This is a genomic window from Neisseria sp. P0020.S005 (assembly GCF_051957055.1).
Classification (GTDB): Bacteria; Pseudomonadota; Gammaproteobacteria; order Burkholderiales; family Neisseriaceae; genus Neisseria; species Neisseria subflava_A.
Map to the genome: position 1 here is coordinate 111,034 of NZ_JBQCWV010000001.1, position 24,364 is coordinate 135,397.

General features: G+C 46.6%; 17 protein-coding genes. 4 read left to right on the forward strand and 13 right to left on the reverse strand.

Annotated elements, in window-relative coordinates; all coding sequences use genetic code 11:
* Nucleotides 1-131: 131 nt before the first annotated feature.
* The 8 genes from ACTHTU_RS00580 to yhbY form a co-directional block, all read right to left on the reverse strand.
* Entirely contained in the window at nucleotides 132-785 is a 654-nt protein-coding gene (locus tag ACTHTU_RS00580; protein ID WP_254323677.1) for a DUF1287 domain-containing protein, read from the reverse strand.
* Nucleotides 786-1,008: 223 nt separating this feature from the next.
* Complete coding sequence (gene mpl / locus ACTHTU_RS00585; RefSeq protein ID WP_440361418.1) at nucleotides 1,009-2,385, reverse strand: UDP-N-acetylmuramate:L-alanyl-gamma-D-glutamyl-meso-diaminopimelate ligase; 1,377 nt, start codon at nucleotides 2,383-2,385, stop codon at nucleotides 1,009-1,011.
* A gap of 406 nt (nucleotides 2,386-2,791) precedes the next feature.
* The gene (locus ACTHTU_RS00590; protein WP_003683576.1) at nucleotides 2,792-3,130 is read right to left on the reverse strand and encodes a P-II family nitrogen regulator; all 339 of its coding nucleotides are present in this window, start codon (nucleotides 3,128-3,130) and stop codon (nucleotides 2,792-2,794) included.
* Nucleotides 3,131-3,219: 89 nt separating this feature from the next.
* Entirely contained in the window at nucleotides 3,220-4,992 is a 1,773-nt protein-coding gene (gene lpdA, locus ACTHTU_RS00595; RefSeq protein ID WP_440361419.1) for a dihydrolipoyl dehydrogenase, read from the reverse strand.
* Nucleotides 4,993-5,069: 77 nt separating this feature from the next.
* Nucleotides 5,070-6,668, reverse strand: a complete 1,599-nt coding sequence (aceF, locus tag ACTHTU_RS00600; protein ID WP_440361420.1) for a dihydrolipoyllysine-residue acetyltransferase — start codon at nucleotides 6,666-6,668, stop codon at nucleotides 5,070-5,072.
* A gap of 144 nt (nucleotides 6,669-6,812) precedes the next feature.
* The gene (aceE, locus tag ACTHTU_RS00605) at nucleotides 6,813-9,476 is read right to left on the reverse strand and encodes a pyruvate dehydrogenase (acetyl-transferring), homodimeric type (protein ID WP_440361421.1); all 2,664 of its coding nucleotides are present in this window, start codon (nucleotides 9,474-9,476) and stop codon (nucleotides 6,813-6,815) included.
* A gap of 593 nt (nucleotides 9,477-10,069) precedes the next feature.
* Nucleotides 10,070-11,500: a tetratricopeptide repeat protein gene (locus ACTHTU_RS00610; RefSeq protein ID WP_440361422.1), complete on the reverse strand. Its 1,431-nt coding sequence runs from the start codon at nucleotides 11,498-11,500 to the stop codon at nucleotides 10,070-10,072.
* 225 nt (nucleotides 11,501-11,725) lie between these two features.
* On the reverse strand, nucleotides 11,726-12,013 hold the full coding sequence (gene yhbY, locus ACTHTU_RS00615) for a ribosome assembly RNA-binding protein YhbY (protein ID WP_039863504.1): 288 nt from the start codon (nucleotides 12,011-12,013) through the stop codon (nucleotides 11,726-11,728).
* 111 nt (nucleotides 12,014-12,124) lie between these two features.
* Here yhbY and ACTHTU_RS00620 point away from each other — a divergent pair, with 111 nt between their 5' ends.
* Together ACTHTU_RS00620 and ftsH are read left to right on the forward strand one after the other, a co-directional pair.
* Nucleotides 12,125-12,745 carry an RlmE family RNA methyltransferase gene (locus ACTHTU_RS00620; RefSeq protein WP_107723206.1) on the forward strand — a complete coding sequence of 207 codons (621 nt, stop codon included), beginning with the start codon at nucleotides 12,125-12,127 and terminating at the stop codon, nucleotides 12,743-12,745.
* Nucleotides 12,746-12,815: 70 nt separating this feature from the next.
* Nucleotides 12,816-14,777, forward strand: coding sequence for an ATP-dependent zinc metalloprotease FtsH (gene ftsH / locus ACTHTU_RS00625; protein WP_440361423.1), 1,962 nt, complete (start codon nucleotides 12,816-12,818; stop codon nucleotides 14,775-14,777).
* A gap of 103 nt (nucleotides 14,778-14,880) precedes the next feature.
* Here the strand turns inward: ftsH and tpx are convergent, their stop codons facing one another.
* The 3 genes from tpx to trpS all read right to left on the reverse strand — a co-directional run bounded on the left by tpx (nucleotide 14,881) and on the right by trpS (nucleotide 17,049).
* Complete coding sequence (gene tpx / locus ACTHTU_RS00630) at nucleotides 14,881-15,375, reverse strand: thiol peroxidase (protein WP_440361424.1); 495 nt, start codon at nucleotides 15,373-15,375, stop codon at nucleotides 14,881-14,883.
* A 43-nt stretch (nucleotides 15,376-15,418) separates the two neighbouring features.
* Nucleotides 15,419-15,958, reverse strand: coding sequence for a hypothetical protein (locus ACTHTU_RS00635; RefSeq protein ID WP_296185895.1), 540 nt, complete (start codon nucleotides 15,956-15,958; stop codon nucleotides 15,419-15,421).
* 80 nt (nucleotides 15,959-16,038) lie between these two features.
* Nucleotides 16,039-17,049, reverse strand: coding sequence for a tryptophan--tRNA ligase (trpS, locus tag ACTHTU_RS00640; protein ID WP_440361425.1), 1,011 nt, complete (start codon nucleotides 17,047-17,049; stop codon nucleotides 16,039-16,041).
* 257 nt (nucleotides 17,050-17,306) lie between these two features.
* Between trpS and clpB the strand changes: the two genes are divergently transcribed.
* Both clpB and ACTHTU_RS00650 read left to right on the forward strand, forming a co-directional pair.
* A complete protein-coding gene (gene clpB, locus ACTHTU_RS00645; protein ID WP_440361426.1) occupies nucleotides 17,307-19,880 on the forward strand; it encodes an ATP-dependent chaperone ClpB in 2,574 nt (857 codons plus the stop codon).
* 229 nt (nucleotides 19,881-20,109) lie between these two features.
* Nucleotides 20,110-22,098 (forward strand): site-specific recombinase, encoded by a 1,989-nt coding sequence (locus ACTHTU_RS00650; RefSeq protein ID WP_440361427.1) that lies wholly within the window; start codon nucleotides 20,110-20,112, stop codon nucleotides 22,096-22,098.
* A gap of 63 nt (nucleotides 22,099-22,161) precedes the next feature.
* On the opposite strand, the gene clpP is transcribed toward ACTHTU_RS00650, so the two are convergent.
* Complete coding sequence (gene clpP / locus ACTHTU_RS00655) at nucleotides 22,162-22,782, reverse strand: ATP-dependent Clp endopeptidase proteolytic subunit ClpP (RefSeq protein WP_070460720.1); 621 nt, start codon at nucleotides 22,780-22,782, stop codon at nucleotides 22,162-22,164.
* A gap of 89 nt (nucleotides 22,783-22,871) precedes the next feature.
* On the reverse strand, nucleotides 22,872-24,182 hold the full coding sequence (gene tig, locus ACTHTU_RS00660; RefSeq protein ID WP_440361428.1) for a trigger factor: 1,311 nt from the start codon (nucleotides 24,180-24,182) through the stop codon (nucleotides 22,872-22,874).
* Nucleotides 24,183-24,364: the final 182 nt, after the last annotated feature.

A 24,364-nucleotide genomic window follows, 5' to 3' on the forward strand; every position in this document is an offset into this window, starting at 1 on the left:
GAAATATCGGTTTTTCCCCATCTCATTACTTCACAACAAAAATGCCGTCTGAAAACTTTTCAGACGGCCTTTTTTATTGCTCTATGGCTTTTCAGATTCAAAACTAGGTATCTAGGACTTAGCACTAAGATTTATTGAACGGGAAGTCTGAAATGTCCGGTGATGGTGTAGCGATAGAGGACATCGTCTTCACGGGTTCCCGAACCGATATTATGGATAATCAGGGGTCTGTCGCCGATTTTGCGGTCAGAGACAATGCCGATATGGGGACGGTTGCCTTTTAGTTCCCAAGTTACGATATCTCCGGCTTGATAGTCTGCATCTTGAACGGCCCAGCCTTGACGCGTGAAATAAGTCATTAGGTTAGGGACGCGGCGGTGGTCGATATTGGTATCAGGTTGTTTCAAACCCCAGCGTTTCGGATAGACGGAAAAATTCCGACTCATATCTTGATGAACAAGCTCTTGTAAATCGATATTTTGCTCACGCAATGCACGGATGACCACATCTGTGCAAACGCCTTTTTCCATCGGTACATCGCCCATTGGATATTTGAGCTTGGTGTAAGCAGGGTCGTAACGAAGGGTTTTGCCAATTTGGTTGCGCGCAGATTGTACGATTTGCGGTGATGGTTCTTCGGGTTCGGTAATTTCTTGTTGTAGGAAATCGGTATTAATACTTAGGATAGAATTGTGATTGCGGGCAAAAAATACAACTGTTGTAATCAGAAGGATAGAAAGCGCAATACTAAGAACTATGGGCTTAAAGGCTATTTTGTGTTTCATGATATATGCACGGCTTAGATGTTGTCTGCATTATTATCAGATTTTTGGGTGGGTTGGCAATGCATAATGGGAAAATGGTCTTGAGCAAGTATGTACGGGCAAATAATAGATGAGTGTTATTTGGGTATTACCAAAACATTTTTCGTAAATATAGATTTAAAATTGGCACATGATAAAAGGCCGTCTGAAAACTTTTCAGACGGCCTTGGCTATTGAAGAAGGCTTATTTCAAGGCTTCTAACAGCTTTCCGTGTATTCCGCCGAAACCGCCGTTGCTCATGACCAAAATATGATCGCCTGCTTCGGCATTTTTCACGATTTCGGCAACAAAGGCATCGAAGTCTTTGCCTACGTGCAGTTTGTCACCTAAAGGCGCGAGGGCTTCGGCGACGTCCCAGTCCACGCCGCCGGCGTAGCAGAATACTTGGTTTGCATCGTTTAAGCTTGCGGGCAGGGCGGCTTTCATGGTGCCGAGTTTCATAGTGTTAGAACGTGGCTCGAGGACGGCGAGGATGCGGGCATTACCGACACGTTGGCGCAGGCCTTCGATGGTGGTTTCGATGGCGGTCGGGTGGTGGGCAAAGTCGTCGTAAACAGTGATGCCGTTTACCGTACCTTTGATTTCCATACGGCGTTTGACGTTTTTAAACGCGCTCAAAGCTTCGCAGACCGTCTGAATATCGACGCCGGCATGACGTGCGGCAGAGATAACGGCGAGTGCGTTCATGCGGTTGTGTTCGCCCATCAGTTCCCACGCGACGTGTCCGACTGTTTCGCCGTGATGGCGTACGTCGAACGAGCCGTCGGCATGGACGGTACCAACCTGCCAGCCTTGTTCGGTACCAAATTTTTCTACGGGCGTCCAGCAGCCTTTGTCTAGAGTATCTTGCAGGCTTTGTTGTTGGCCGTTGCAGACGATGAGGCCTTCAGACGGCACGGTGCGTACCAAATGATGGAATTGGGTTTGAATGGCGCCCAAATCGGCAAAAATGTCGGCGTGGTCGAATTCCAGATTGTTCAAAATGGCGGTACGCGGACGGTAGTGTACGAATTTGGAGCGTTTATCAAAAAAGGCGGTATCGTATTCGTCGGCTTCGATAACGAAAAACGGAGATTTGCTGTTCGGATCTTGGCGCGGCGTTTGCGGCAGACGGGCGGAAACGCTGAAGTTTTCCGGTACGCCGCCGATGAGGAAGCCCGGCGCGAGTCCGGCATATTCCAAGACCCATGCGAGCATGGAGGCTGTGGTCGTTTTGCCGTGTGTCCCTGCCACGCCGAGTACCCAGTGCCGGTGCAATACGTTTTCAGCCAGCCATTGTGGGCCGGAAGTATAAGGCAGGCCTTTGTTCAAAATGGCTTCAATCACATCCATGCCGCGTTTGGCAACATTACCGATAACGTAAATATCGGCTTTAAATTCGTCTAATTGAGCAGCATCAAAGCCTTCGTGTACGTCAATGCCCAAGGCTTCAAGCTGGGTACTCATCGGCGGATACATCTTGGCGTCGCAACCGCTGACTTTAAAACCTGCTTCTTTGGCAATAGCCGCTACGCCGCCCATAAATGTGCCGCCGATACCGATAATGTGGATGTGTTTCATGATAAGACTGTCTTTGGATAAATTAATTTTAAAGCCGTCATTATAACGGAGTTTGGATAAAGGGGTCGTCTGAAAAGTAAAGCGGCAATTAAGAATAGGGAAAAATATGGGGGATTTGATTTTAGAAGTAGGGCGTTGAGGTTTTTAAGTATGGGATTGGGTAATTTATTTTTTGGAAAGAGTTATTTGATACGGTAAAGTCGTTCATGAAGGTCAAGGGAAGCATTGCCTTGAATTCCTCCATACTTGATGGCGTGAGGTTTTCGGTAACCAGTTTATTTGGATAGACTTTAGAAAATGGATGGTTGTTGTTATTAAAATAATGCCGTCTGAGAAATAAGTCTTGATTAAAACAAGTCATGACTTTTTTCAGACGGCATTTGTATTCTGTATTTTGCGATTTCTATTAAAGCGCTGCTTCCGAGCGTTCACCGGTACGGATACGGATGGCTTCTTCAACCGGATAAATAAAGATTTTACCGTCACCGATTTTGCCGGAATGTGCGGTTTCTAAAATGGCATCAACAGCTTGATCGACTTTATCGTCAGCCAATACCAATTCGATTTTTACTTTAGGCAGGAAATCAACCGCGTATTCTGCGCCGCGATAAATTTCCGTATGGCCTTTTTGGCGGCCAAAGCCTTTCACTTCGCTAACAGTCATGCCGGTAATGCCGATTTCAGTCAGGATTTCGCGTACATCGTCGAGTTTGAAAGGTTTGATAATAGCTTCGATTTTTTTCATATTGAGTCTCCTTATTTGCGAAAAGGCCGTCTGAAACATTCAGACGGCCTTTGTTCCATCAAGTTCGTTCAAATTTTATTTGAGTGAACTTATTTCTTTTTCTGAGCCGGCAGGTCGGTACATACGCCCAATGCCACTTCCGCAGCCATACCGATGGATTCGCCCAGGGTTGGGTGTGGGTGGATGGTTTTACCGATATCGGCTGCATCACAGCCCATTTCAATCGCCAAGCAGACTTCGCCAATCATATCGCCACCGTTAGGACCAACGATACCGCCACCGATGATGCGGCCGGTTTCAGCATCAAAAATGAGCTTAGTGAAACCATTGTCGCAACCGTTGGCAATTGCACGGCCAGAAGCAGCCCATGGGAAGTTGGCTTTGGTGATTTTGCGGCCGGAGGCTTTGGCAGACAACTCGGTTTCACCAACCCATGCCACTTCAGGAGAAGTGTAGGCAACGCCCGGAATAACGCGCGCGTCGAAGTAGGCTTTGTGGCCGGCACAGTTTTCAGCGGCAACGTGGCCTTCGTGAACGGCTTTGTGTGCCAACATCGGTTGACCGACGATATCGCCGATAGCGTAGATGTGCGGCACGTTGGTGCGCATTTGTTTGTCCACTTCGATAAAGCCGCGGTCAGTTACGGCAACACCGGCTTTCTCAGCGCTGATCAGTTTGCCGTTAGGCGCACGACCGGCAGCTACCAGTACGGCATCGTAACGTTGTGGCTCTTTAGGCGCATTTGTACCTTCGAAGGTAACGTAAACACCGTCTTCTTTAGGCTCAACAGCAACAGTTTTGGTGTTGATCATGATGTTGTCAAAACGGTATTCGTTTTGTTTTTGCCATACTTTAACCAAGTCGCGGTCTGCGCCTTGCATCAGGCCGTCCATCATTTCAACAACATCCAGGCGAGAACCCAGAGTGCTGTAAACCGTACCCATTTCGAGACCGATAATACCGCCGCCGATGATCAACAGTTTGCCCGGTACTTCTTTCAGAGCCAGTGCACCGCTGGAATCGATGATGCGTGGATCTTCAGGAATGAAAGGCAGTTTGGTTACGCGGCTACCTGCTGCAATGATACAGTTTTTGAAGGCAACGATTTTTTTCTCGCCGGTAGGAGTCGCTTGCTCGTACACGTCGCCGGTAGTCAGCGACACTTCCAAGTGGTGCGGATCTAAGAATTGGCCGTCGCCTTGGATAACGTCTACTTTACGGCCTTTGGCCATACCTGCTAAACCGGTGGTCAGACGGGAAACCACGCCGTCTTTGTAGCCGCGCAGCATGTCGATATCGAGTTCAGGCTCAGGGTATTTGATACCGTTGGCAGCCAAGTGACGTACTTCATCGATAACGGCAGCGTTGTGCAACAGGGCTTTGGAAGGGATACAGCCGACGTTCAAGCAAACGCCGCCCAAAGTTTTGTAACGCTCGACGATGGCAACTTTCAAGCCTTCGTCAGCAGCGGCAAATGCAGCAGAATAACCGCCAGGGCCGCCACCCAATACAACTACGTCGTATTCGGCATCGGCAGAACCGCTAAATTGAGCAGCTTGAGGAGCAGGAGGGGCTTCTTGTGCAGGAGCAGCTGGTGCTTCGGCTTTAGGAGCGGCAGCCGCACCTTCGGCTTCAACGACTGCAATCAAGCCGCCTTCGGAGATTTTGTCACCCACTTTAACTTTAACTTCTTTAACGACACCTGCAACTTCGGCAGGTACGTCCATAGTCGCTTTATCGGTTTCCAAAGTAATCAGGGTATCGTCCACAGCAATGGTGTCGCCTACATTTACTTCAACCGCAATAATATCTACGTTTTCGTGACCGCCAATGTCGGGCACTTTTAATTCAACTAAGCTCATGTCTAATCTTTCTGAATGATGTTTGGACTTCTTTTTTCAGACGGCCTGAGTAAAAAGGCCGTCTGAAAATGCTCGTATTACAGAGTAATGCGGCGGAAGTCTTTCAACAGGTTAGCCAGGAATACGGTAAAGCGCATACCGGCGGCACCGTCGATGACGCGGTGGTCGAAGGACAGGCTCAATGGGCACATCAGGCGAGGAGCGAATTCTTTGCCGTTCCAAACCGGTTTGATTTGAGATTTGCACACGCCCAAGATGGCAACTTCAGGAGCATTCACGATTGGCGTGAAGCCTGTACCGCCGATACCGCCCAAGCTGGAAATGGTAAAGCATGCGCCTTGCATTTCTTGTGGTTTGAGCTTGCCTTCGCGGGCTTTTTTAGACAATTCGGTCAGCTCTTGGCTGATTTGTTTCAAGCCTTTTTGATCCACGTCTTTGATTACTGGAACAACCAAGCCGTTTGGTGTGTCGGCTGCGAAACCGATGTTGAAGTAGTTTTTCAGCACCAAGTTGTCGCCATCCAAAGAGGCATTGAATTCAGGGAAGGCTTTCAGCGCAGAAACAGAGGCTTTAATGATGAAGGCCAATGGGGACAATTTCACGCCTTCGCGTTCCCATTCTTTGTTCAGCTGTTTGCGGAATTCTTCCAATTCGGTCATGTCCGCTTCTTCGTGTACGGTAACGTGAGGAATCACAACCCAGTTGCGAGACAGGTTTTGACCGGAAATTTTCTTAATGCGAGACAGTTCTTTAACTTCGATGTTGCCGAATTTAGAGAAGTCAACTTTAGGCCATGGCAACAAGTCCAAACCACCGCCCAAAGAGGCAGCAGCAGGTTTGCCTGCACCGCTTTGCATAACGGATTTAACGAAGGCTTTAACGTCTTCGCCCATGATACGGCCTTTCAGACCGGTACCTTTTACTTGGCCCAAATCTACGCCCAATTCGCGCGCCAGTTTACGTGCAGAAGGACCTGCGTGAGCTTTGGCAAACGCAGCTTCGTCGATTTTGGCAGGAGCAGGTGCAGCTGGCGCAGGCGCAGCGGCTGGTGCAGCAGGAGCCGGAGCGGAAGCTGGTACAGGTGCGGCAGCTTGAGCGGCAGGAGCAGGGGCTGCTGCGGCAGAGCCGGCAGTTTCTACTTCGATAATGGCAGAGCCTTCGGATACTTTGTCGCCAACTTTCAGGAATACGGCTTTAACCACACCGGCTTCGGTACATGGTACGTCCATAGTAGCTTTGTCGGTTTCCAAAGTAATCAGGGTGTCGTCAACGGCAACAGTGTCGCCCACTTTAATTTCAACGGCAATAACGTCTACGTCAGAGTGGCCGCCGATATCAGGTACAACAACTTGTACAGTAGCGCCTCCGGCAGGAGCGGCTGCAGGCGCAGCAGCAGGAGCTTCTGCCGCAGGGGCCGGAGCGGCATCAGCAGCGGCAGCACCGGTTTCAACGGTCAAAATAACGCCGCCTTCAGAGATTTTATCGCCAACTTTAACTTTAACTTCTTTCACGACGCCGGCTGCATCAGCAGGTACATCCATAGTGGCTTTGTCGGTTTCCAACGTAATCAGGGTGTCGTCAACGGCAATAGTGTCGCCTACTTTAACTTCTACGGCGATGATGTCGACGTTTTCATGACCGCCGATATCAGGGACTTTGATTTCTACGATACTCATTTGAGTTCCTTTAATGTTTTCAGTTTGATGCCGTCTGAAAACTGTTTCACACGGCATCGGTACAGTTTGTTTAAACCATTCAAGCATTCGGTTTTCAGACGGCCTGATGTCTGAATGAAGCAAACAGGCCGTCTGAAACATCAATTAGCGTTTCCAGCTAGGGGCTGAATCGGCTTTGATACCATATTTTTCAATGGCTTGTTGAACGGTTTCTTTGCTGACTTTGCCTTGCTCGGCCAATGCGCTCAATGCAGCAACGGCAACGTTGTAGCGGTCAACTTCAAAGAAGCTGCGCAGGTTGGCACGGCTGTCTGAGCGACCGAAGCCGTCAGTACCTAAAACGTGGTAGTCGTTAGGGATGTAGGCACGGATGCGGTCAGCATAGCTACGGATATAGTCGGTAGCGGCAATCACTGGGCCGTCATGACCTTGCAGTTGAGAAGTAACAAACGGTACTTTTGCAGTTTCCAAAGGATTCAGGCGGTTGAAACGTTCTGCTTCGATAGCGTCGCGATGCAACAGGTTGAAAGATGGGCAAGACCAGATGTCTGCTTCCACGCCGAAGTCGGCTTTCAACAATTCAGCACCGGCAATGACTTCTTGCAGGATGGTACCGGAACCCATCAGTTGAACTTTCTTGTCGCCTTTGCCGCCGGCTTTCAGCAAGTACATACCTTTCAGGATGTCTTGTTCCACGCCTTCAGGCATATCCGGATGAGCGTAGTTCTCGTTCATCAGGGTGATGTAGTAGAACACGTCTTCGTGGTTAACATACATGCGGCGCAAGCCATCGTGTACGATAACGGCTACTTCGTATTGGAATGTCGGATCGTAAGAAACGCAGTTTGGAATCAAATCTGCTTGAACATGGCTGTGGCCGTCTTCGTGTTGCAGACCTTCGCCATTCAGTGTTGTACGGCCGGCAGTACCACCCAGCAGGAAACCGCGTGCATGCATATCGCCTGCTGCCCATGCCAAGTCGCCAACGCGTTGGAAACCGAACATAGAGTAGTAGATGTAGAAAGGAATCATGGCAAAGTCGTTGTTTGCGTAGCTGGTCGCAGCAGCAATCCAGTCAGCCATAGCACCTGGTTCGTTAATACCTTCTTGCAAGATTTGACCGTCAACAGACTCTTTATAGAACATCAGTTGGTCTTTATCTTGAGGAGTGTATTGTTGGCCTTTAGGGTTCCAAATACCGTATTGACGGAACATGCCTTCCATACCGAACGTACGGCTTTCATCTGGAACGATAGGCACCACGCGTTTGCCAATTTTTTTGTCTTTCAGCAAAGTAGACAGGATGCGGACGAAAGCCATGGTGGTTGAGAATTCACGGTCACCGCTGGATTTCAGTTGAGCATCAAATGCAGACAGTTCAGGCACTTCCAGAACTTCTTGGGTAGGTTTGCGTTGAGGCAGGTAGCCACCCAAAGCTTCACGGCGTGCATGCAGGTATTTGTATTCTTCGCTGTCAGGAGCAAAAGTCAGGTAAGGCAGGTCGCCGCTGTCGATTTGCTCGTCGGTAACAGGAATGTCAAAGCGGTCACGGAATTGTTTCAGAGACGCTTTGTCCATTTTTTTAGCTTGGTGGGCAACGTTTTGACCTTCACCGGATGCACCCATACCGTAACCTTTAATGGTTTTCGCCAAGATTACAGTAGGTTTGCCGTCGGCGTGGTTCACTGCGCGGTCGTAAGCGTTGTACACTTTTTGAGGATCATGACCACCACGGTTCAATGCCCAAATTTCGTCATCAGTCATATCGGCGACCAATGCTTTCAGTTCAGGTGTATTGAAGAAGTGTTCGCGAACGTATGCACCGTCTTTGGATTTGTAAGTTTGGTAGTCACCGTCCAAGCACTCTTCCATACGTTTGCGCAGGATGCCATCTTTGTCTTTTGCCAAGAGGCGGTCCCAGCGACGACCCCAAATGACTTTCACAACATTCCAGCCTGCGCCGGCAAAGTTGCCTTCCAGTTCTTGAATGATTTTGCCGTTACCGCGTACTGGGCCGTCCAAACGTTGCAGGTTACAGTTGATGACGAATACCAAGTTGTCCAAGCCTTCGCGTGAAGCCAGAGCAATAGCACCTTGGCTTTCAGGTTCGTCCATTTCACCGTCGCCACAGAATACCCATACTTTACGGCCTTTGGTTTTAGCCAGACCGCGAGATTCCAAGTATTTCAGGAAGCGTGCTTGGTAAATTGCCATCAATGGGCCAAGACCCATAGATACGGTTGGGAATTGCCAGAAGTCAGGCAACAGGTGAGGGTGAGGGTAAGAAGGCAGACCTTTACCGTCAACTTCTTGACGGAAGTTGTTCAGCTGGTCTTCAGTCAGACGGCCTTCAACGAACGCGCGTGCGTAGATGCCAGGGGCAACGTGGCCTTGGAAGAATACCAAATCGCCTTCTTCGCCTTCGCCTTTAGCTTTCCAGAAGTGATTGAAGCCGACTTCGTACATAGTGGCGGCTGATTGGAAAGATGCAATGTGTCCACCCAATTCCAAATCTTTTTTACCCGCGCGCAAAACGATAGCGGCAGCGTTCCAACGAACGAATGCACGGATGCGGTGTTCGATGTTTTGGTCGCCGGGGATGCCTTTTTCGTCTTCTACGGAAACGGTGTTCAAATATGGAGTAGTGGTGCCGTGAGGCATACGGATGCCTTTGTCACGGCTGTATTTGACCAAACTTTCCAGCAGATACTGAGCGCGCTCGCTGCCTTCATATTCTAAAACAGAGCTTAACGCGTCTAACCATTCTTTGGTTTCAATTGGGTCAACATCGTGTAATTGGGTGGACATAATATCTATCCTTGTGTTGAGTGTTTTTCAATGACGGAGTATTACTCCGATATTTTCGTTTATCAACAAATGTGAGTTAAAAACGAAAATTCCTAGAGTCAAATTCGAAAAAAGTTTTAATTACTGAAATATTTTCAATACGTTATAACCGTTGATAAAAAATCAGAAAGAATTGAACTTTTTACAAACCAGCTAACCTGCAAATGCTATCAGTAATTGGGCAAACTGGCAAATTGTGCTGTAGATATTGATAGGATTTAGAGGTTGAAATTAAGATTTTTTTAAAAGAGTTATGTAGCTTGTTTTTAAATCGAGATATTGAGTGGATACAGTAAAAAAGCATCAGATATTTGAGAAAGTTTATTCGAATATGAAAAATATTTTTCAAATTTTGTTGTAAATAGAAAATTAAATTTAGATTATCTGGTTTTTTACAAAGAGAATAGGCCGTCTGAAGACTCTAAAGAGATTAAGGAGAAATGGGATTTGAAGATGGCGATTGTTGAGGAAGGGTAAATGAAAAAAATGACATGTACAGGCTACTTTAGCGCTGACATGTCATTTATGTAGGAAGTTAGAATTTCAGACGGCCTCTAATTATCAGTAGAGCCTTTTTGAGAGAATTGCTTCCATTGAGTCAGAAGCTCTTTGAGAACGTCTTGCTGTTCATGTCCATGTTGGATGGCTTCTTGCAACCAGAAGCAAGCATTGTTGATGTCTTTTTTTACACCCATGCCGTGATAATACAGGCAGGCAAGATTATATTGAGCCATCGTGTCTCTTTGTTTGGCCGCTGCTTCAAACCATTTTGCAGCTTGGGCGTAGTCGACAGGTACGCCTTGTCCGCAGTAATACATCATACCTAGATTGGTTTGGGATTTACTGTGTCCACGTTCTGCGGACTGATGGTATAACTCCAGTGCTTCAGCGTAATTCTGTTTGCGTTTTAAGCCATAGTGCGCTGCAAATGCCAGCTTGTACAGACGCTCGGCTTCCTGACGTTGGAGGGCGATTTCTTTGGTTAGCTCATAGTTTTGCTGGTTATTCAATGCGCTGTCAGACAGAAGTTTTTGGTAAGCGGCAAGATTACCTAAATCAGCCGAGCGTTGATAATATTGGCGTGCGGTGTCAGCATCAACTGCTCGTCCCAATCCGTAGCGATAGATATCACCTAAAAGGCGCAAACCTTCCGGATCATTTTGATCAGCAGCAAATTTAGCGTGCTGATAGGCCTTCTGAGGGTCTCGTTCGGTGTTTTTGCCTAGCAGATAGATTTCGGCAAGTGCTACATGCGCGTTGCTGTCACCTTGTGCGGCAGCTTTTTCAAACCATTCCAATGCTTCAGCAGGATTTGATGCGGCTAAGAGTTCCGCAAGAGAAGTTTGCGCTGGAACAATGTCGTAATCGGCGGCAATACGTAAATGTTCGATTGCTTTTTCAGGATTTTGTGCGACACCTTGCCCCAATTTGTATTGGAGACCGAGTTGCCAGTGTGCTGCAATAAATCCCTGTGCAGCGGATTTCTGATAAAGTTTATGGGAATATTCCAAATCAGAAGAGCTGGAATATTGGTAATGTTGGGCTAAGAAGTATTGCGCCTGAGGATTTTGCTGTTCGGCAGCTTTCAATGCCCATTTGACTGCTTCTTGGTCATTGCCATTATCTGCATATAAACGCATGAGGCGTAGTTGTGCTGGGGCTAATCCTTCTTCAGCAAGCTCTTGATAGGCTGCAATGAGTTTTTCTATTTCTATTCCATTATTTTCTTGTAACTGGAGAAGATTATAGCGGGCGTATGGATGACCAGCTCTTGCAGCTTGCTTTAAATATTCAACTGCAATTGCTAAATCTTGAGCATTTTCGTGGTGTTCGATCAGGTATCCTGCCAGTTGAAATGCAGCCTCAACATGCCCGGCTTCTGCTGCCTCGCAGAGCAATGGGATGGCTCGTGCAAAGTCAGGAGGGTCTTGAGTGATCAATTTTTCTGCTAGAAGAAAAGATTCTTCATATTGTTGAGCATTCATCGGTTTGCTTTTATATTTTGCGAAGGATTAAGAATAAAATAATCGGCCGACAGAGTGCGGCCGTTATGATTTTGTAATTTTGAGGTTATTTACAAAAACAGACAACCGTATTTGTATTTTGATGCTTAGAATAATGGAATAAATCATTTCGTACTGCATAAATACAACAGAAGGATATGATTAAAGTGGGTCGAGAAAATACTTCTGCTGTTTATTCAGTTTAAATTATTCGTCGTCCGGTTTCTTACGCCACAAAACAAGTAATTTGCCAATATGTTGCACCAATTGAGCACCCAGTGTTTCACACAGGGCATTGCAAATTTCAATACGTTCAGCGCGATCATCGCCAAAAACACGGACTTTAATCAATTCATGTGCTGTCAATGCGGCATCGGTTTCTTTGATGACTGAGTCGGTCAAGCCTTGTTGGCCAACCATAACGACAGGGTGGAGGTGATGTGCTTGGGCTTTCAAGGCCAAAATTTCTTTGGTGCTTAATTTGTTGTCGCTCATATCAATAAGTATCCAATTAAAAAGAATAATGGCTATATTGTACGCGATTTAGAACATTTACGGGGGAAATAACGTACAATGCTGATTTTAACTTAAGCATTTCAAATCAAGATGGCTGTACGCTCAAAATCTTCAAAAGCATGGCTGCATGAGCACGTCAACGATCATTATGTCCATATGGCACAAAAGGACGGATATCGTGCCAGAGCGGCTTATAAATTATTGGAAATCAATCAAAAAGATAAATTAATCAAACCAGGTACGGTTTTGGCAGATTTGGGCAGCGCGCCGGGAAGTTGGTCACAGGTTGCAGCCAAGCTGGTCGGTAAAACAGGGGCGGTGTTTGCTTTGGATATTTTACCGATGGATGCGATTGATGGTGTGTCGTTTATTCAGGGTGACTTTAGGGAAGATGCCGTTTTGGAGCAGTTTGAAGCTTTATTGGATAATCGTCCGTTAGACCTTGTAATCTGTGATATGGCACCCAATATGTCAGGCAATGCCGTAACAGACCAGGCACGCAGTTTTTATTTGTGTGAACTGGCCTTGGATTTTGCCTCCCAACATTTGAAAACCGGAGGCAGTTTTTTAGTGAAGGTGTTTCAAGGCGCGGGTTATCAAGAGTATACGGCGGCTATGCGTGAAATTTTTGCCAGTGTACAAACTCGAAAGCCGGATGCTTCCCGCAATCGTTCCAGTGAGATTTACCTATTAGGTAAAAATAAACGCTGACAATGTAGGGTGGGTGCTTTAAAATTCTTTCCCTTGATTTTATTTATTTTGTAACCATGGAGCCTGTTCAGTGGGGAATACCATTAAAAACATATTAGTCTGGGTAGTGGGTGGTGCTATGCTTTTAGCAGCATTCAATGCACTCAGCGATAAGCAGGAAGATAAACAGCAAATCGAATATTCTCAATTTATTCAGCAAGTTAATAGTGGCGAAGTATCCAATGTCAATATTGAAGGATCTGTTGTCAGCGGCTATCTGATTAAAGGTGAGCGCACCGATAAAACTGCCTTCTATACCAATGCGCCTTTGGATGACAACTTGGTTAAAACACTGTTGGACAACAAAGTACGCGTCAAAGTGACTCCGGAAGAAAAACCAAGCATGCTGGCCAGTCTGTTTTACAGCCTGCTGCCTGTTTTATTGTTGATCGGTGCATGGTTCTACTTCATGCGCATGCAAAGCGGCGGTGGCGGTAAAGGCGGCGCATTCTCTTTTGGTAAGAGCCGTGCACGTTTACTGGACAAAGATTCCAATAAAGTTACTTTTGCCGATGTTGCCGGTTGTGATGAGGCAAAAGAAGAAGTACAAGAAATTGTGGATTACCTGAAATCGCCTAACCGCTATCAAAGCCTGGGTGGTCGTGTACCTCGCGGTATTTTGTTGGCCGGTAGCCCTGGTACGGGTAAAACATTGCTGGCTAAAGCGATTGCCGGTGAGGCCGGTGTGCCATTCTTCAGTATTTCAGGTTCTGACTTCGTAGAAATGTTTGTCGGTGTCGGTGCGAGCCGTGTCCGCGATATGTTCGAGCAGGCCAAGAAAAACGCGCCATGTATCATCTTTATCGATGAAATTGATGCGGTTGGCCGTCAGCGTGGTGCTGGTTTGGGTGGTGGTAATGATGAGCGTGAGCAAACATTAAACCAATTGTTGGTTGAAATGGATGGTTTTGAAAGCAACCAAACCGTTATTGTGATCGCAGCAACCAACCGTCCTGATGTACTTGACCCAGCGTTGCAGCGTCCGGGCCGTTTTGACCGTCAAGTCGTTGTTCCATTGCCTGATATCCGTGGCCGTGAGCAAATCTTGAAAGTACACGCTAAAAAAGTACCTTTGGATGCATCCGTAGATTTGACCTCTTTAGCACGCGGTACCCCTGGTTTTTCAGGTGCGGATTTGGCAAACTTGGTCAATGAAGCAGCTTTGTTTGCCGGTCGTCGTAATAAAGTTAAAGTCGATCAAAGCGACTTTGAAGATGCTAAAGACAAAATCTACATGGGTCCGGAACGTCGCAGCATGGTGATGCACGAAGATGAAAAACGTGCGACAGCCTATCATGAGGCCGGTCATGCAATCGTAGCAGAAAGCCTGCCGTTTACCGATCCGGTTCACAAAGTAACAATTATGCCTCGCGGCCGTGCATTGGGTTTGACTTGGCAGCTGCCTGAGCGTGACCGCATCAGTATGTACAAAGACCAAATGCTGAGCCAGCTCTCAATCTTGTTTGGTGGCCGTATTGCTGAAGATATTTTTGTCGGCCGTATTTCTACCGGTGCATCTAACGACTTTGAGCGTGCAACTCAAATGGCACGCGAGATGGTAACGCGTTATGGTATGAGCGACAAAATGGGTGTGATGGTTTATGCTGAGAACGAAGGTGAGGTATTCTTGGGTCGCAGCGTAACCCGTTCTCAAAATATTTCCGAGAAAACCCAACAAGATATCGATGCAGAAATCCGCCGTATTTTGGATGAGCAATACCAAGTGGCTTACAAAATCTTGGATGAAAATCGCGATAAGATGGAAACCATGTGCAAAGCACTTATGGATTGGGAAACCATCGATCGAGACCAAGTTTTGGAAATTATGGCCGGTAAACAACCTAGCCCGCCTAAAGATTACAGCCACAATGTCCGTGATGACAAAGTAGAAGAGCCTGAAGCGCCTGTTGCTGAAGCTGCTGAACCTGTTGAGCAAAATGAGGTTCAGAATGCTGAGTCAGTAGAAGCAGACAAAACAGATAAATCTGTATAAGGCTTGAAACAGAAAACGGTAGATTTTAAGCTACCGTTTTTATTTTGAGGATAATCTAAAGGCCGTCTGAAAAGCTTCAGACGGCCTGATTTTATTTGGTTAATTACAAAACAGTCAAAGCAGCTTCGTAGTCAGGCTCGTTCGCAATTTCAGAAACCAACTCAGCGTGGAGAACTTGGTTTTGCTCATTCAAAACCACCACTGCGCGAGCAGTCAGTCCGTGTAATGGGCTTTCTGTCAGTGTAACACCGTAATCGTTAGAAAAGCTGCTGCGGAATGTAGAAAGTGTCACTACATTTTCCAAACCTTCTGCACCGCAGAAACGGGCTTGTGCAAACGGTAAATCGGCAGAAATGCACAAGACTGCGGTATTGTCCAAAGACGAGGCACGTTTGTTGAAAGTGCGGACGGACTGGGCACATACGCCGGTGTCGATGCTAGGGAAAATATTCAGCACTTTGCGTTTGCCTGCAAAGTCAGCCAATGATTTCTCAGATAGGTCTGCTGCTACCAATGTGAAATCAGGTGCAACTTGGCCGATGGCAGGCAAATTGCCGTTTGTAGAAATAGGGGAGCCTTGGAAAGTAACTTGAGCCATGATTCAGTCCTTGTGTCAGGGGGAAAATAGGATGGTCTGGGGTTTAGTAATGACGGCGACGGAAATAGAACATGCCTTCGCTATCAATTTCTAAAATATAGCGGCCGTTTTGTACGGCGGCATAGCCGCTTTTGCCTTCGGTATAAGGCTGCAAAGCAGCGTGTGAAATCAGATAGTCGGTCAGTTTGCTGCCGTCTTGGGCGATATTGTCCACCATTTTTGCAAAGACTGTGTGGCAAACTCCGTTGGCTGACCAGCCGGCTGAACCGCCTTTTTCATTTTTTTCCATGCATTGGCCGCTGATGATTTCTAAGTCGGTAGGGTGCTTGCCAATCAGATTGATGACGCCACCCTCTATGCCGTTAATCGGATAGGTACGTTGTTTTTTACCTTCTTTGGTTTCGCCTTCTTGAGCTGTACCTAAATCCAAACCGGCTATGGCTTGTTCATCGATATATTTAACTTTGAAGGTAGGTTTGGGTGCTTTGCCTGAAGTAATATCATTGGCTGCAGTATCTTCAGATTTACCGCCGCAGGCAGCCAATGAAAGGCTGAGCAAGATAAGGGGGAAGGTTTTTTTCATATGAGAAACCCTAGAAAATGATTATATTTCAAATGATAAACGATATTATGGCCGTCTGAAATTTTCAGACGGCCTTATTATTATTTCAACGGACGAATACCTACCGCATCGCGTACTTTATCCAACAATTCGCGTGCTTCTTTACGTGCTTTTTGTGCGCCGGCTTGCAAAATGTCTTCAATTTGAGAGGGTTTGGCTGTCAACTCATTGTAACGCTCACGCGACTCTGCGAGCTCGGCATTGATTTTTGCACCCAAGAGTTTCTTAGCCTCACCCCAAGCAAGGCCTTCGGCCAGCATTTGCGTGAACTCGGCAGTTTCAAACGGCGTGGAGAAGGCTTTGTAGATTTCAAACAGAGGACTTTCATCAGGCTGTTTCGGCTCGCCGGGTTCTTTCATATTGGTGATGATTTTGTTGACCGATTTTTGGGTTTTCTTGTCGTTTTCCCAAAGCGGAATAGTATTGCCGTAGGATTTGGACATTTTTCGTCCGTCCAAGCCGACCAAGAGTTCGACATTTTCGTCAATTTTTACTTCAGGCAAGGTGAAGAGTTCTTGGAAGCGGTGATTGAAGCGACCGGCAATATCGCGTGCCATTTCAACGTGTTGGATTTGGTCGCGACCGACTGGAACTTCATGGGCATTGAACATAAGGATGTCGGCAGTCATGAGGATAGGGTAGCTGTACAGGCCCATTTCCACGCCGTGATCTGGATCTTCCTGACCGTTTTCGGTATTTGCCTGTACTGCAGCTTTATAAGCGTGGGCGCGGTTCATCAGGCCTTTTGCAGTGATACAGGTCAGAATCCAGTTCAACTCCATCACTTCGGGAATATCGCTTTGACGGTAGAAAGTGGTCTGTTCCGGATTGAGTCCGCAGGCGAGCCATGTGGCGGCAACAGCTTGAGTAGATTGATGAATCATTTCCGGCTCATGACATTTGATGATGCCGTGATAGTCGGCCAAAAAGAGGAATGATTCAGTATTGGAATCTTGCGCTGCGCGGATAGCCGGGCGGATGGCACCGACATAGTTGCCCAAGTGTGGAATACCTGTTGTGGTAACGCCTGTTAAAACTCGTTTTTTGCTCATGAAAGTATCCTTCGGCACAAAGGCCGTCTGAAAATAAATATGGTGCCGATTATACCTGATTATTCTTGATTTTTCAGACGGCCTTTTGAGTAAAGAGTAACTGGATAATAAAAGTTATGCACATAAAATTATAAAAATAAACTTTATAAAACAACAATATATAAAAATTTGTTGATTAATGGAGTAAATAGCTATTGAGTTATCCACATTTGCGCTTATATAGGCTCTAACAGAATATATTTGAAGAGGAACTTAAAATGAGATTTGATAAATTGACTGCCAAATTTCAGCAAGCTCTGCAAGAAGGTCAAAGTTTGGCTTTGGCTGCGGACAGCAGCTACCTTGAGGCCGGCTTTATCTTAAAAGCGTTGCTTGACGATCAAAACAGCGGTGCTGCTGCGTTACTGGCTCATGCAGGTGTGAATGTGCCTCAAGTGAAACAGCGTTTGCAGCAGCATTTAAACAGCCTGCCGAAAGTGTCCGGTCAAGGTGGCGATATTATGCCTAGCCGTGAGCTGCAAGCTGTATTGAACTTGATGGACAAGGCTGCAACCAAACGCGGTGATGCCTATATCGCCAGCGAACTTTTCCTGCTGGCTTTGGTTCAGCAGAATGATGCGACTGGCAAAATCCTGAAAGAAGCCGGTGCGACCGAACAAAATATCAATGCCGCGATTGATGCGGTACGAGGAGGACAAAACGTGAACGATGCGAATGCCGAAGACCAACGCGATGCTTTGAAAAAATACACACTTGATCTGACTCAACGCGCCCGAGACGGTAAGCTCGACCCTGTTATCGGTCGTGATGATGAAATCCGTCGTGCGATTCAAGTATTGCAACGCCGTACCAAAAACAACCCTGTGCTGATTGGTGAGCCGGGTGTGGGTAAAACCGCTATTGTTGAAGGTTTGGCGCAACGTATCGTCAACGGCGAAGTGCCTGAATCCCTGCGTAACAAACGCCTGCTGGTTTTGGATTTGGCGGCTTTGATTGCCGGCGCGAAATACCGTGGAGAATTTGAAGAACGCTTGAAAGGCGTTTTGAACGACTTGGCTAAAGATGATGGTAACACTTTGATTTTCATCGATGAAATCCATACTTTGGTTGGTGCAGGCAAAACCGACGGCGCAATGGACGCGGGCAATATGTTGAAACCGGCTTTGGCGCGCGGCGAATTGCACTGTATCGGTGCGACTACTTTGGACGAATACCGTCAGTACATCGAGAAAGATGCGGCACTCGAACGCCGTTTCCAAAAAGTATTGGTCGGTGAGCCAAGTGTGGAGGATACCATCGCTATTTTGCGCGGTTTGCAAGAGCGTTATGAAATCCACCACGGTATCGATATTACCGACCCTGCTATCGTTGCCGCAGCGGAGTTGAGCGACCGTTATATTACCGACCGCTTCCTGCCTGATAAAGCGATTGATTTGATCGACGAAGCAGCCAGCCGCATCAAAATGGAGCTGGACAGTAAACCTGAGCAAATGGACAAACTCGACCGCCGCATCATTCAGCTCAAAATGGAAAAAATGCACGTTGCCAAAGAAAGCGATGACGCCAGCAAAAAACGTTTGGAACTGATAGACGAGGAAATCGACGGCTTGCAAAAAGAATACGCCGATTTGGACGAAATCTGGAAAGCCGAGAAAGCCGCCTCTTCCAGCACTGCCGACATCAAGAAACAGATGGACGACATCAAAGTCAAAATCGAGCAGGCCAAACGCCAAGGCGACTTTGCCCGCGCGTCTGAACTCGAATACGGCGAATTACCGAAATTGGGCGCACAGTTGCAAGCTGCGGAAAGTAACCCCGACGGCAAAAAACAAAACAAACTCTTCCGTACCGAAGTTGGTGCGGACGAAGTGGCCGAAATCGTATCGCGCATGACCGGCATCCCTGTGTCCAAAATGATGGAAGGTGAACGCGACAAGCTGTTGAAAATGGAAGAAGTATTGCATCGCCGTGTGGTCGGCCAAGATGAAGCCGTGCGTGCCGTGTCTGACGCTATCCGCCGCAGCCGTTCCGGTTTGGCCGATCCGAATAAACCTTATGGCAGCTTCTTGTTCTTAGGCCCGACCGGTGTGGGTAAAACCGAGTTGTGCAAAGCTTTGGCAGGCTTCCTGTTTGACAGCGAAGATCATCTGATTCGTATCGATATGTCCGAATACATGGAAAAACATGCTGTTGCCCGCTTAATCGGTGCGCCTCCCGGCTATGTTGGCTACGAAGAGGGCGGTTACCTGACCGAACAAGTCCGCCGCAAACCGTACAGCGTGATTCTTTTGGATGAAGTAGAAAAAGCCCATCCAGACGTGTTCAATATCTTGCTGCAAGTATTGGATGACGGCCGCTTGACCGATGGACAAGGTCGAACTGTTGACTTCAAAAATACTGTTATCGTGATGACTTCCAATATCGGTAGCCAACATATCCAACAAATGGGTACTCAGGACTACGAAGCGGTGAAAGAAGTTGTGATGGAGGATGTGAAAGAACATTTCCGTCCTGAAATGATCAACCGTATTGATGAAGTAGTCGTGTTCCATGGTTTGGATCAGGCCAATATTCGCAGCATTGCGAAAATCCAGCTTAAAGGTTTGGAAAAACGTTTGGAAGCACAACATCTGCATCTGAAAGTCGATGATGCTGCCTTGGATCTGATTGCCGAAGCCGGTTTTGATCCTGTGTATGGTGCCCGTCCGCTCAAACGCGCCATCCAGTCAGAAATCGAAAATGCGCTGGCAAAAGCATTGCTTGAAGGAAAATATGCACCTGATAGCACAATCCATGTTAAAGAAGAGGGTGGTAAGCTCTTGTTTGCATAAGGTTAAAACAATGTAGTATGCTGTTGTAAAAGGCCGTCTGAAAGAATTCAGACGGCCTTTCTTACTTATTGATTCACATCATATATTTATTATGTAATTTGATTATTCATTGAATTTTAGAGAATATTAATTGAAAATCTTGTGACATGGGTTGATAAAGAATGCGATATAATTCGACCTGTTTACCGAGGTTCTTGCTAAATATCTCATTTTATGTAATAATACTACAATGCAGAAACTGACTAATCAAAATCTTCACATTATTTTGTCGGAACGCTTAAATGATACCGACTTTGTTCTTATTCTCAATGCATTAATCAAATTTTTGCGCCGAGGAGGTAAAAAACAGGCTTCCGAACGTTTCGATTTGATTTTATCTACTTTAAAACAAGACGATGCTTTATGCCGTCAATTCAGCCTACGCTTCTATGCCTGGCTGTCTAAAGTTCACATCTATCCTGCGCTGATTAAGCTGGGTATTTTTTCGCGCCATAGTTTTACTCGGGAGATGGGCATACGGATTTACGAACGTTTCAGCCCGTCTTATAAAGATTTTTCCAATCTGCGCGAAGTATTTTTATATCTTTTTCACTCTAAAAACGATGATAAATGGTTGCAAACCCTGAGTTTGCGCCAATGGTTGAGTATGTATGAATTGTTGCAGGGTAAAGCCGATCCTGCTTTGCTTCAGACGGCCAGCCGACAGTTGGCGGATGCCCGTTTACGAGCGGTAGAAATGCTGTCTATTTGGATTGCATCCGAAGCGATTGAGCCGGATTTAATACGAATTGCCCCTCGTTTATTGGAGGCAGATTCGGCATTTGTCGCTTTACAACGTGAAATTGCAAAATTGGTAGAACACTATCGCCACAGCGAAGAAACTTACGATACGGCACACTTGGAGGTCATGTTTGACCAGTGTGACAAGCAAATTGAGTATCTGCGTCGTCGTGGTACAGGAGCAGGGTCTGGTTCATCAGTGAAAGTGGCACACTTGCTGGAGCGCCTGCAGCAAACCATAGGCCGTCTGAAACTGTTGACCAATATTCAAATCGAAACCGGCAGCCGTACCCGCTTAACCATCAATCTGATGAATGCGATGATTTACGCGGCGGTAGAGCAATACAGCACCAGCCACTTGCGTAAAAGCAGTATCCGAATGCTGGCACGCAGTATTACGGAAAACAAAAGTCATCATGGTGAGCATTACATTACGCGCAACCGTAGCGAATATTTCAAAATGTTTTATTCCGCAGCAGGTGGCGGCGTAATTATTGCTTTGATGGCATTGAATAAAATCCATATTGCGTCTTTGGGATTCGGCGAGTTTACTACTTCATTTCTTGCCGGACTTAACTACGGCTTAGGCTTTATGCTGATTCATATGCTGCACTGCACCGTTGCGACTAAGCAGCCTGCCATGACGGCGGCGAGCTTTGCCGAGCAGGTAGATTCAAATGAGGGCAGCAAAGCGGTGGACAATAAATTGGCAAAATTGCTGATTGATGTGTGCCGTTCGCAAAGTGTTGCCGTGTTTGGCAATGTATCGATTGCCGTATTGTTGGCAGCGGGGATTGCTTGGGCTTATGCCTACACGCATGGCCAGCCTTTATTGGACGAGGCGGTTACAGCCTATCAACTTAAATCTATTGAGATTTTTACTCAGCCGACCTTATGGTACGCTGCTATTGCCGGAGTATGGTTGTTTTGCTCGGGGATTATTGCAGGCTTTTTCGACAACCGTTCCGATTATCTGAACTTGCGTCAGCGCCTGCCTTTTAATCCGTTTTTACGAAAAATCATGCGTCCGCAGCTGCGCCGCCGTTTGGCCGCTTATATTCATAAGCATTACGGCTCGCTTATGGGCAATTTTATTTTTGGTATGCTTTTGGGGATGACCGGCTATTTTGGCCATCTTTTCGGCTTGCCGCTGGATATTCGCCATGTGGCGTTCTCTTCAGCAAATTTGGGTTATGCTGCGATTAGCGGCCATACAGATATATTCACTTTTATGCTTGGCTTGGCAAGTGTATTGGCAATCGGCATGGTAAATTTAGTGGTCAGCTTTTCTTTGGCTTTGGCTGTTGCACTCCGTTCTCGCGGTACGCGTTTGGGCAGTATGCGTAATCTGCTGAAGAGCTTCTGGAGTCAAGTGAAAGCTAATCCTTTGATTTTGTTGTATCCGGTTCAAGTGAATAACAAAGAAAACACGAAGTAAGATTGAAGAAAGGCCGTCTGAATATATACTTTTCAGACGGCCTTTGATTTAAACCGATAAAGATTAGGCTTGCAGAGAGGCACGGTTTTCCAAAACTTGGTCAATCAAACCATATTCTTTAGCTTCATCGGCAGACATATAATTGTCGCGGTCGGTATCGCGTTCCAAGTCAGCCAAATCGCGGTCACAATGTTTAGCAAGTAAGCGGTTCAGTTTCTCTTTGATTTTCAGCAGCTCTTTAGCATGAATTTCAATATCGGAAGCCTGACCGGCCAAGCCGCCGTTGATGAGCGGTTGGTGAATCATGATGCGGCTGTTTGGCAGGGCAAAGCGTTTGCCTTTTTCGCCTGCGGACAACAGGAATGCGCCCATACTTGCCGCTTGGCCCAAGCATAAAGTAGAGACATGAGGCTTGATGAAGTTCATGGTGTCGTAAATCGACATACCGGCAGTAACCGAACCGCCCGGAGAGTTGATATAGAAGAAGATATCTTTATCTGGGTTTTCGCTTTCCAAGAACAGTAATTGCGCAACAACCAGATTGGCAGATTCGTCTGTCACCGGGCCGATCAAGAAAACGATGCGCTCTTTCAAAAGGCGTGAGTAGATGTCGAATGCGCGCTCGCCGCGACCGCTTTGTTCGATAACGGTAGGGACAAGGTAATTATTGAAATCGAAGGACATTTTTGTCTCCTGTTAATGATGGAAAAGCACCAAAGCATTTAAAGCGCTTCGGTGCTTTTGATTGTCTGTTTTAGACGGCCTTAGAGCAATTAAGCTTGTGCGCCCATTACTTCGTCAAAAGACAGCGCTTTTTCAGTTACTTTAGCTTTGCTCAGAACGAAATCAACAACGTTGCTTTCTACTGCCAAAGAAGTCGGACCTTGCAGGCGGGAAGGCTCTGCGTAATACCAGTCGATAACTTCTTGAGGATCTTCGTAGCTTTCAGCGAAGTTGGCAACAACGGCTTTGATTTGGTCTTCAGTTGGCTCAAGTTTGTTTTCTTCAACCAACTTAGCCAAAATCAGACCCAAAGAAACGCGGCGTTCTGCTTGTTCTTTGAACATATCCAAAGGCAGATCCAAGTTGGCAGCGTCAGCCATACCTTGGTTAACGAAGTTTTGTTTCATTTCGTTTGCCAAGCGGGCGGCTTCTTCGTTGACCAACGCAACAGGAACTTGCAAATCGGCTGCTTTGAGCAGGGCGTTCATTACAGATTCTTTGGTTTGTTCACCGATGCGGCGCTCAACTTCGCGACTAACGTTTTTCTTCACTTCTTCACGCATTTTGGCAACGTCGCCGTCTTCAATGCCCAGAGCTTTAGCGAAGTCTGCGTCAACTTCAGGCAAAGTAGCTTCAGAAACGTTGTTCAACGTGATGGTGAATACGGCAGATTTACCGGCAATATCTTTACCGTGGTAGTCTTCAGGGAAGTTTACGGTAACATCTTTGCTTTCACCGGCTTTCATGCCGACAACACCGGCTTCGAATTCAGGCAGCATTTGACCTGCACCTAATACGAAAGCGTAGTTTTTAGACGCGCCGCCAGCGAAAGGTTCGCCGTCGATTTTGCCTTCAAAGTCGATGATGACGCGGTCGCCGTTTTGGGCTTCGCGGTCAACATGGTTGAAGCGGGTGCGTTGTTTACGCAGGATTTCTACAGTTTGGTCAACTTCGGCATCGCCAACAGTCGCAGTAACTTTTTCTACTTCTTGGGCAGATAGGTCGCCAATAGTTACTTCAGGGAAAACTTCAAAAATAGCGGCAACTTTGAAAGACTCTTGATCGTCTTGTTCTTCAACGCCTTCAAAGCGTGGGTAACCGGCAACTTTCAATTCTTGAGCAACGGCAACTTCGTAGAATTCGCGTTGTACCAATTCGTTGATAACGTCGTTTTGTGCGCTTGCGCCGTACATTTGGGCAATCATTTTGAACGGTGCTTTACCCGGACGGAAGCCGTCAACTTTTGCACGGCGTTGGGTTTGTTTCAGTTTTTTCTCAGTTTCTGCGTTGATTTTGGACCAAGGCAGAGACAATACTACTTTGCGTTCCAGATTTTCTAAAGTTTCAACAGTTACGCTCATCGTAAGCCCTTAAATTTGTTGTGTTTAAACGGTTATCCTTCTGCTCAGTATTCCGAAGAACTTCGGAAGCGTGCATAAGGTCAAAATTTAGCTGCTTAGTATAACACAATGTTTCACGAATAACATAAAAAGGCCGTCTGAAAAGTGGGAAATTCTTTTCAGACGGCCTTTGTGTTTTGATA

Coding starts and splice junctions, on each gene's coding strand:
- ACTHTU_RS00580 (WP_254323677.1), bottom strand. CDS start 785: ATGAAACACAAAATAGCCTTTAAGCCCATAGTTCTTAGTATTGCGCTT.
- mpl (WP_440361418.1), bottom strand. CDS start 2,385: ATGAAACACATCCACATTATCGGTATCGGCGGCACATTTATGGGCGGC.
- ACTHTU_RS00590 (WP_003683576.1), bottom strand. CDS start 3,130: ATGAAAAAAATCGAAGCTATTATCAAACCTTTCAAACTCGACGATGTA.
- lpdA (WP_440361419.1), bottom strand. CDS start 4,992: ATGAGCTTAGTTGAATTAAAAGTGCCCGACATTGGCGGTCACGAAAAC.
- aceF (WP_440361420.1), bottom strand. CDS start 6,668: ATGAGTATCGTAGAAATCAAAGTCCCTGATATCGGCGGTCATGAAAAC.
- aceE (WP_440361421.1), bottom strand. CDS start 9,476: ATGTCCACCCAATTACACGATGTTGACCCAATTGAAACCAAAGAATGG.
- ACTHTU_RS00610 (WP_440361422.1), bottom strand. CDS start 11,500: ATGAATGCTCAACAATATGAAGAATCTTTTCTTCTAGCAGAAAAATTG.
- yhbY (WP_039863504.1), bottom strand. CDS start 12,013: ATGAGCGACAACAAATTAAGCACCAAAGAAATTTTGGCCTTGAAAGCC.
- ACTHTU_RS00620 (WP_107723206.1), top strand. CDS start 12,125: ATGGCTGTACGCTCAAAATCTTCAAAAGCATGGCTGCATGAGCACGTC.
- tpx (WP_440361424.1), bottom strand. CDS start 15,375: ATGGCTCAAGTTACTTTCCAAGGCTCCCCTATTTCTACAAACGGCAAT.
- ACTHTU_RS00635 (WP_296185895.1), bottom strand. CDS start 15,958: ATGAAAAAAACCTTCCCCCTTATCTTGCTCAGCCTTTCATTGGCTGCC.
- trpS (WP_440361425.1), bottom strand. CDS start 17,049: ATGAGCAAAAAACGAGTTTTAACAGGCGTTACCACAACAGGTATTCCA.
- clpB (WP_440361426.1), top strand. CDS start 17,307: ATGAGATTTGATAAATTGACTGCCAAATTTCAGCAAGCTCTGCAAGAA.
- ACTHTU_RS00650 (WP_440361427.1), top strand. CDS start 20,110: ATGCAGAAACTGACTAATCAAAATCTTCACATTATTTTGTCGGAACGC.
- clpP (WP_070460720.1), bottom strand. CDS start 22,782: ATGTCCTTCGATTTCAATAATTACCTTGTCCCTACCGTTATCGAACAA.
- tig (WP_440361428.1), bottom strand. CDS start 24,182: ATGAGCGTAACTGTTGAAACTTTAGAAAATCTGGAACGCAAAGTAGTA.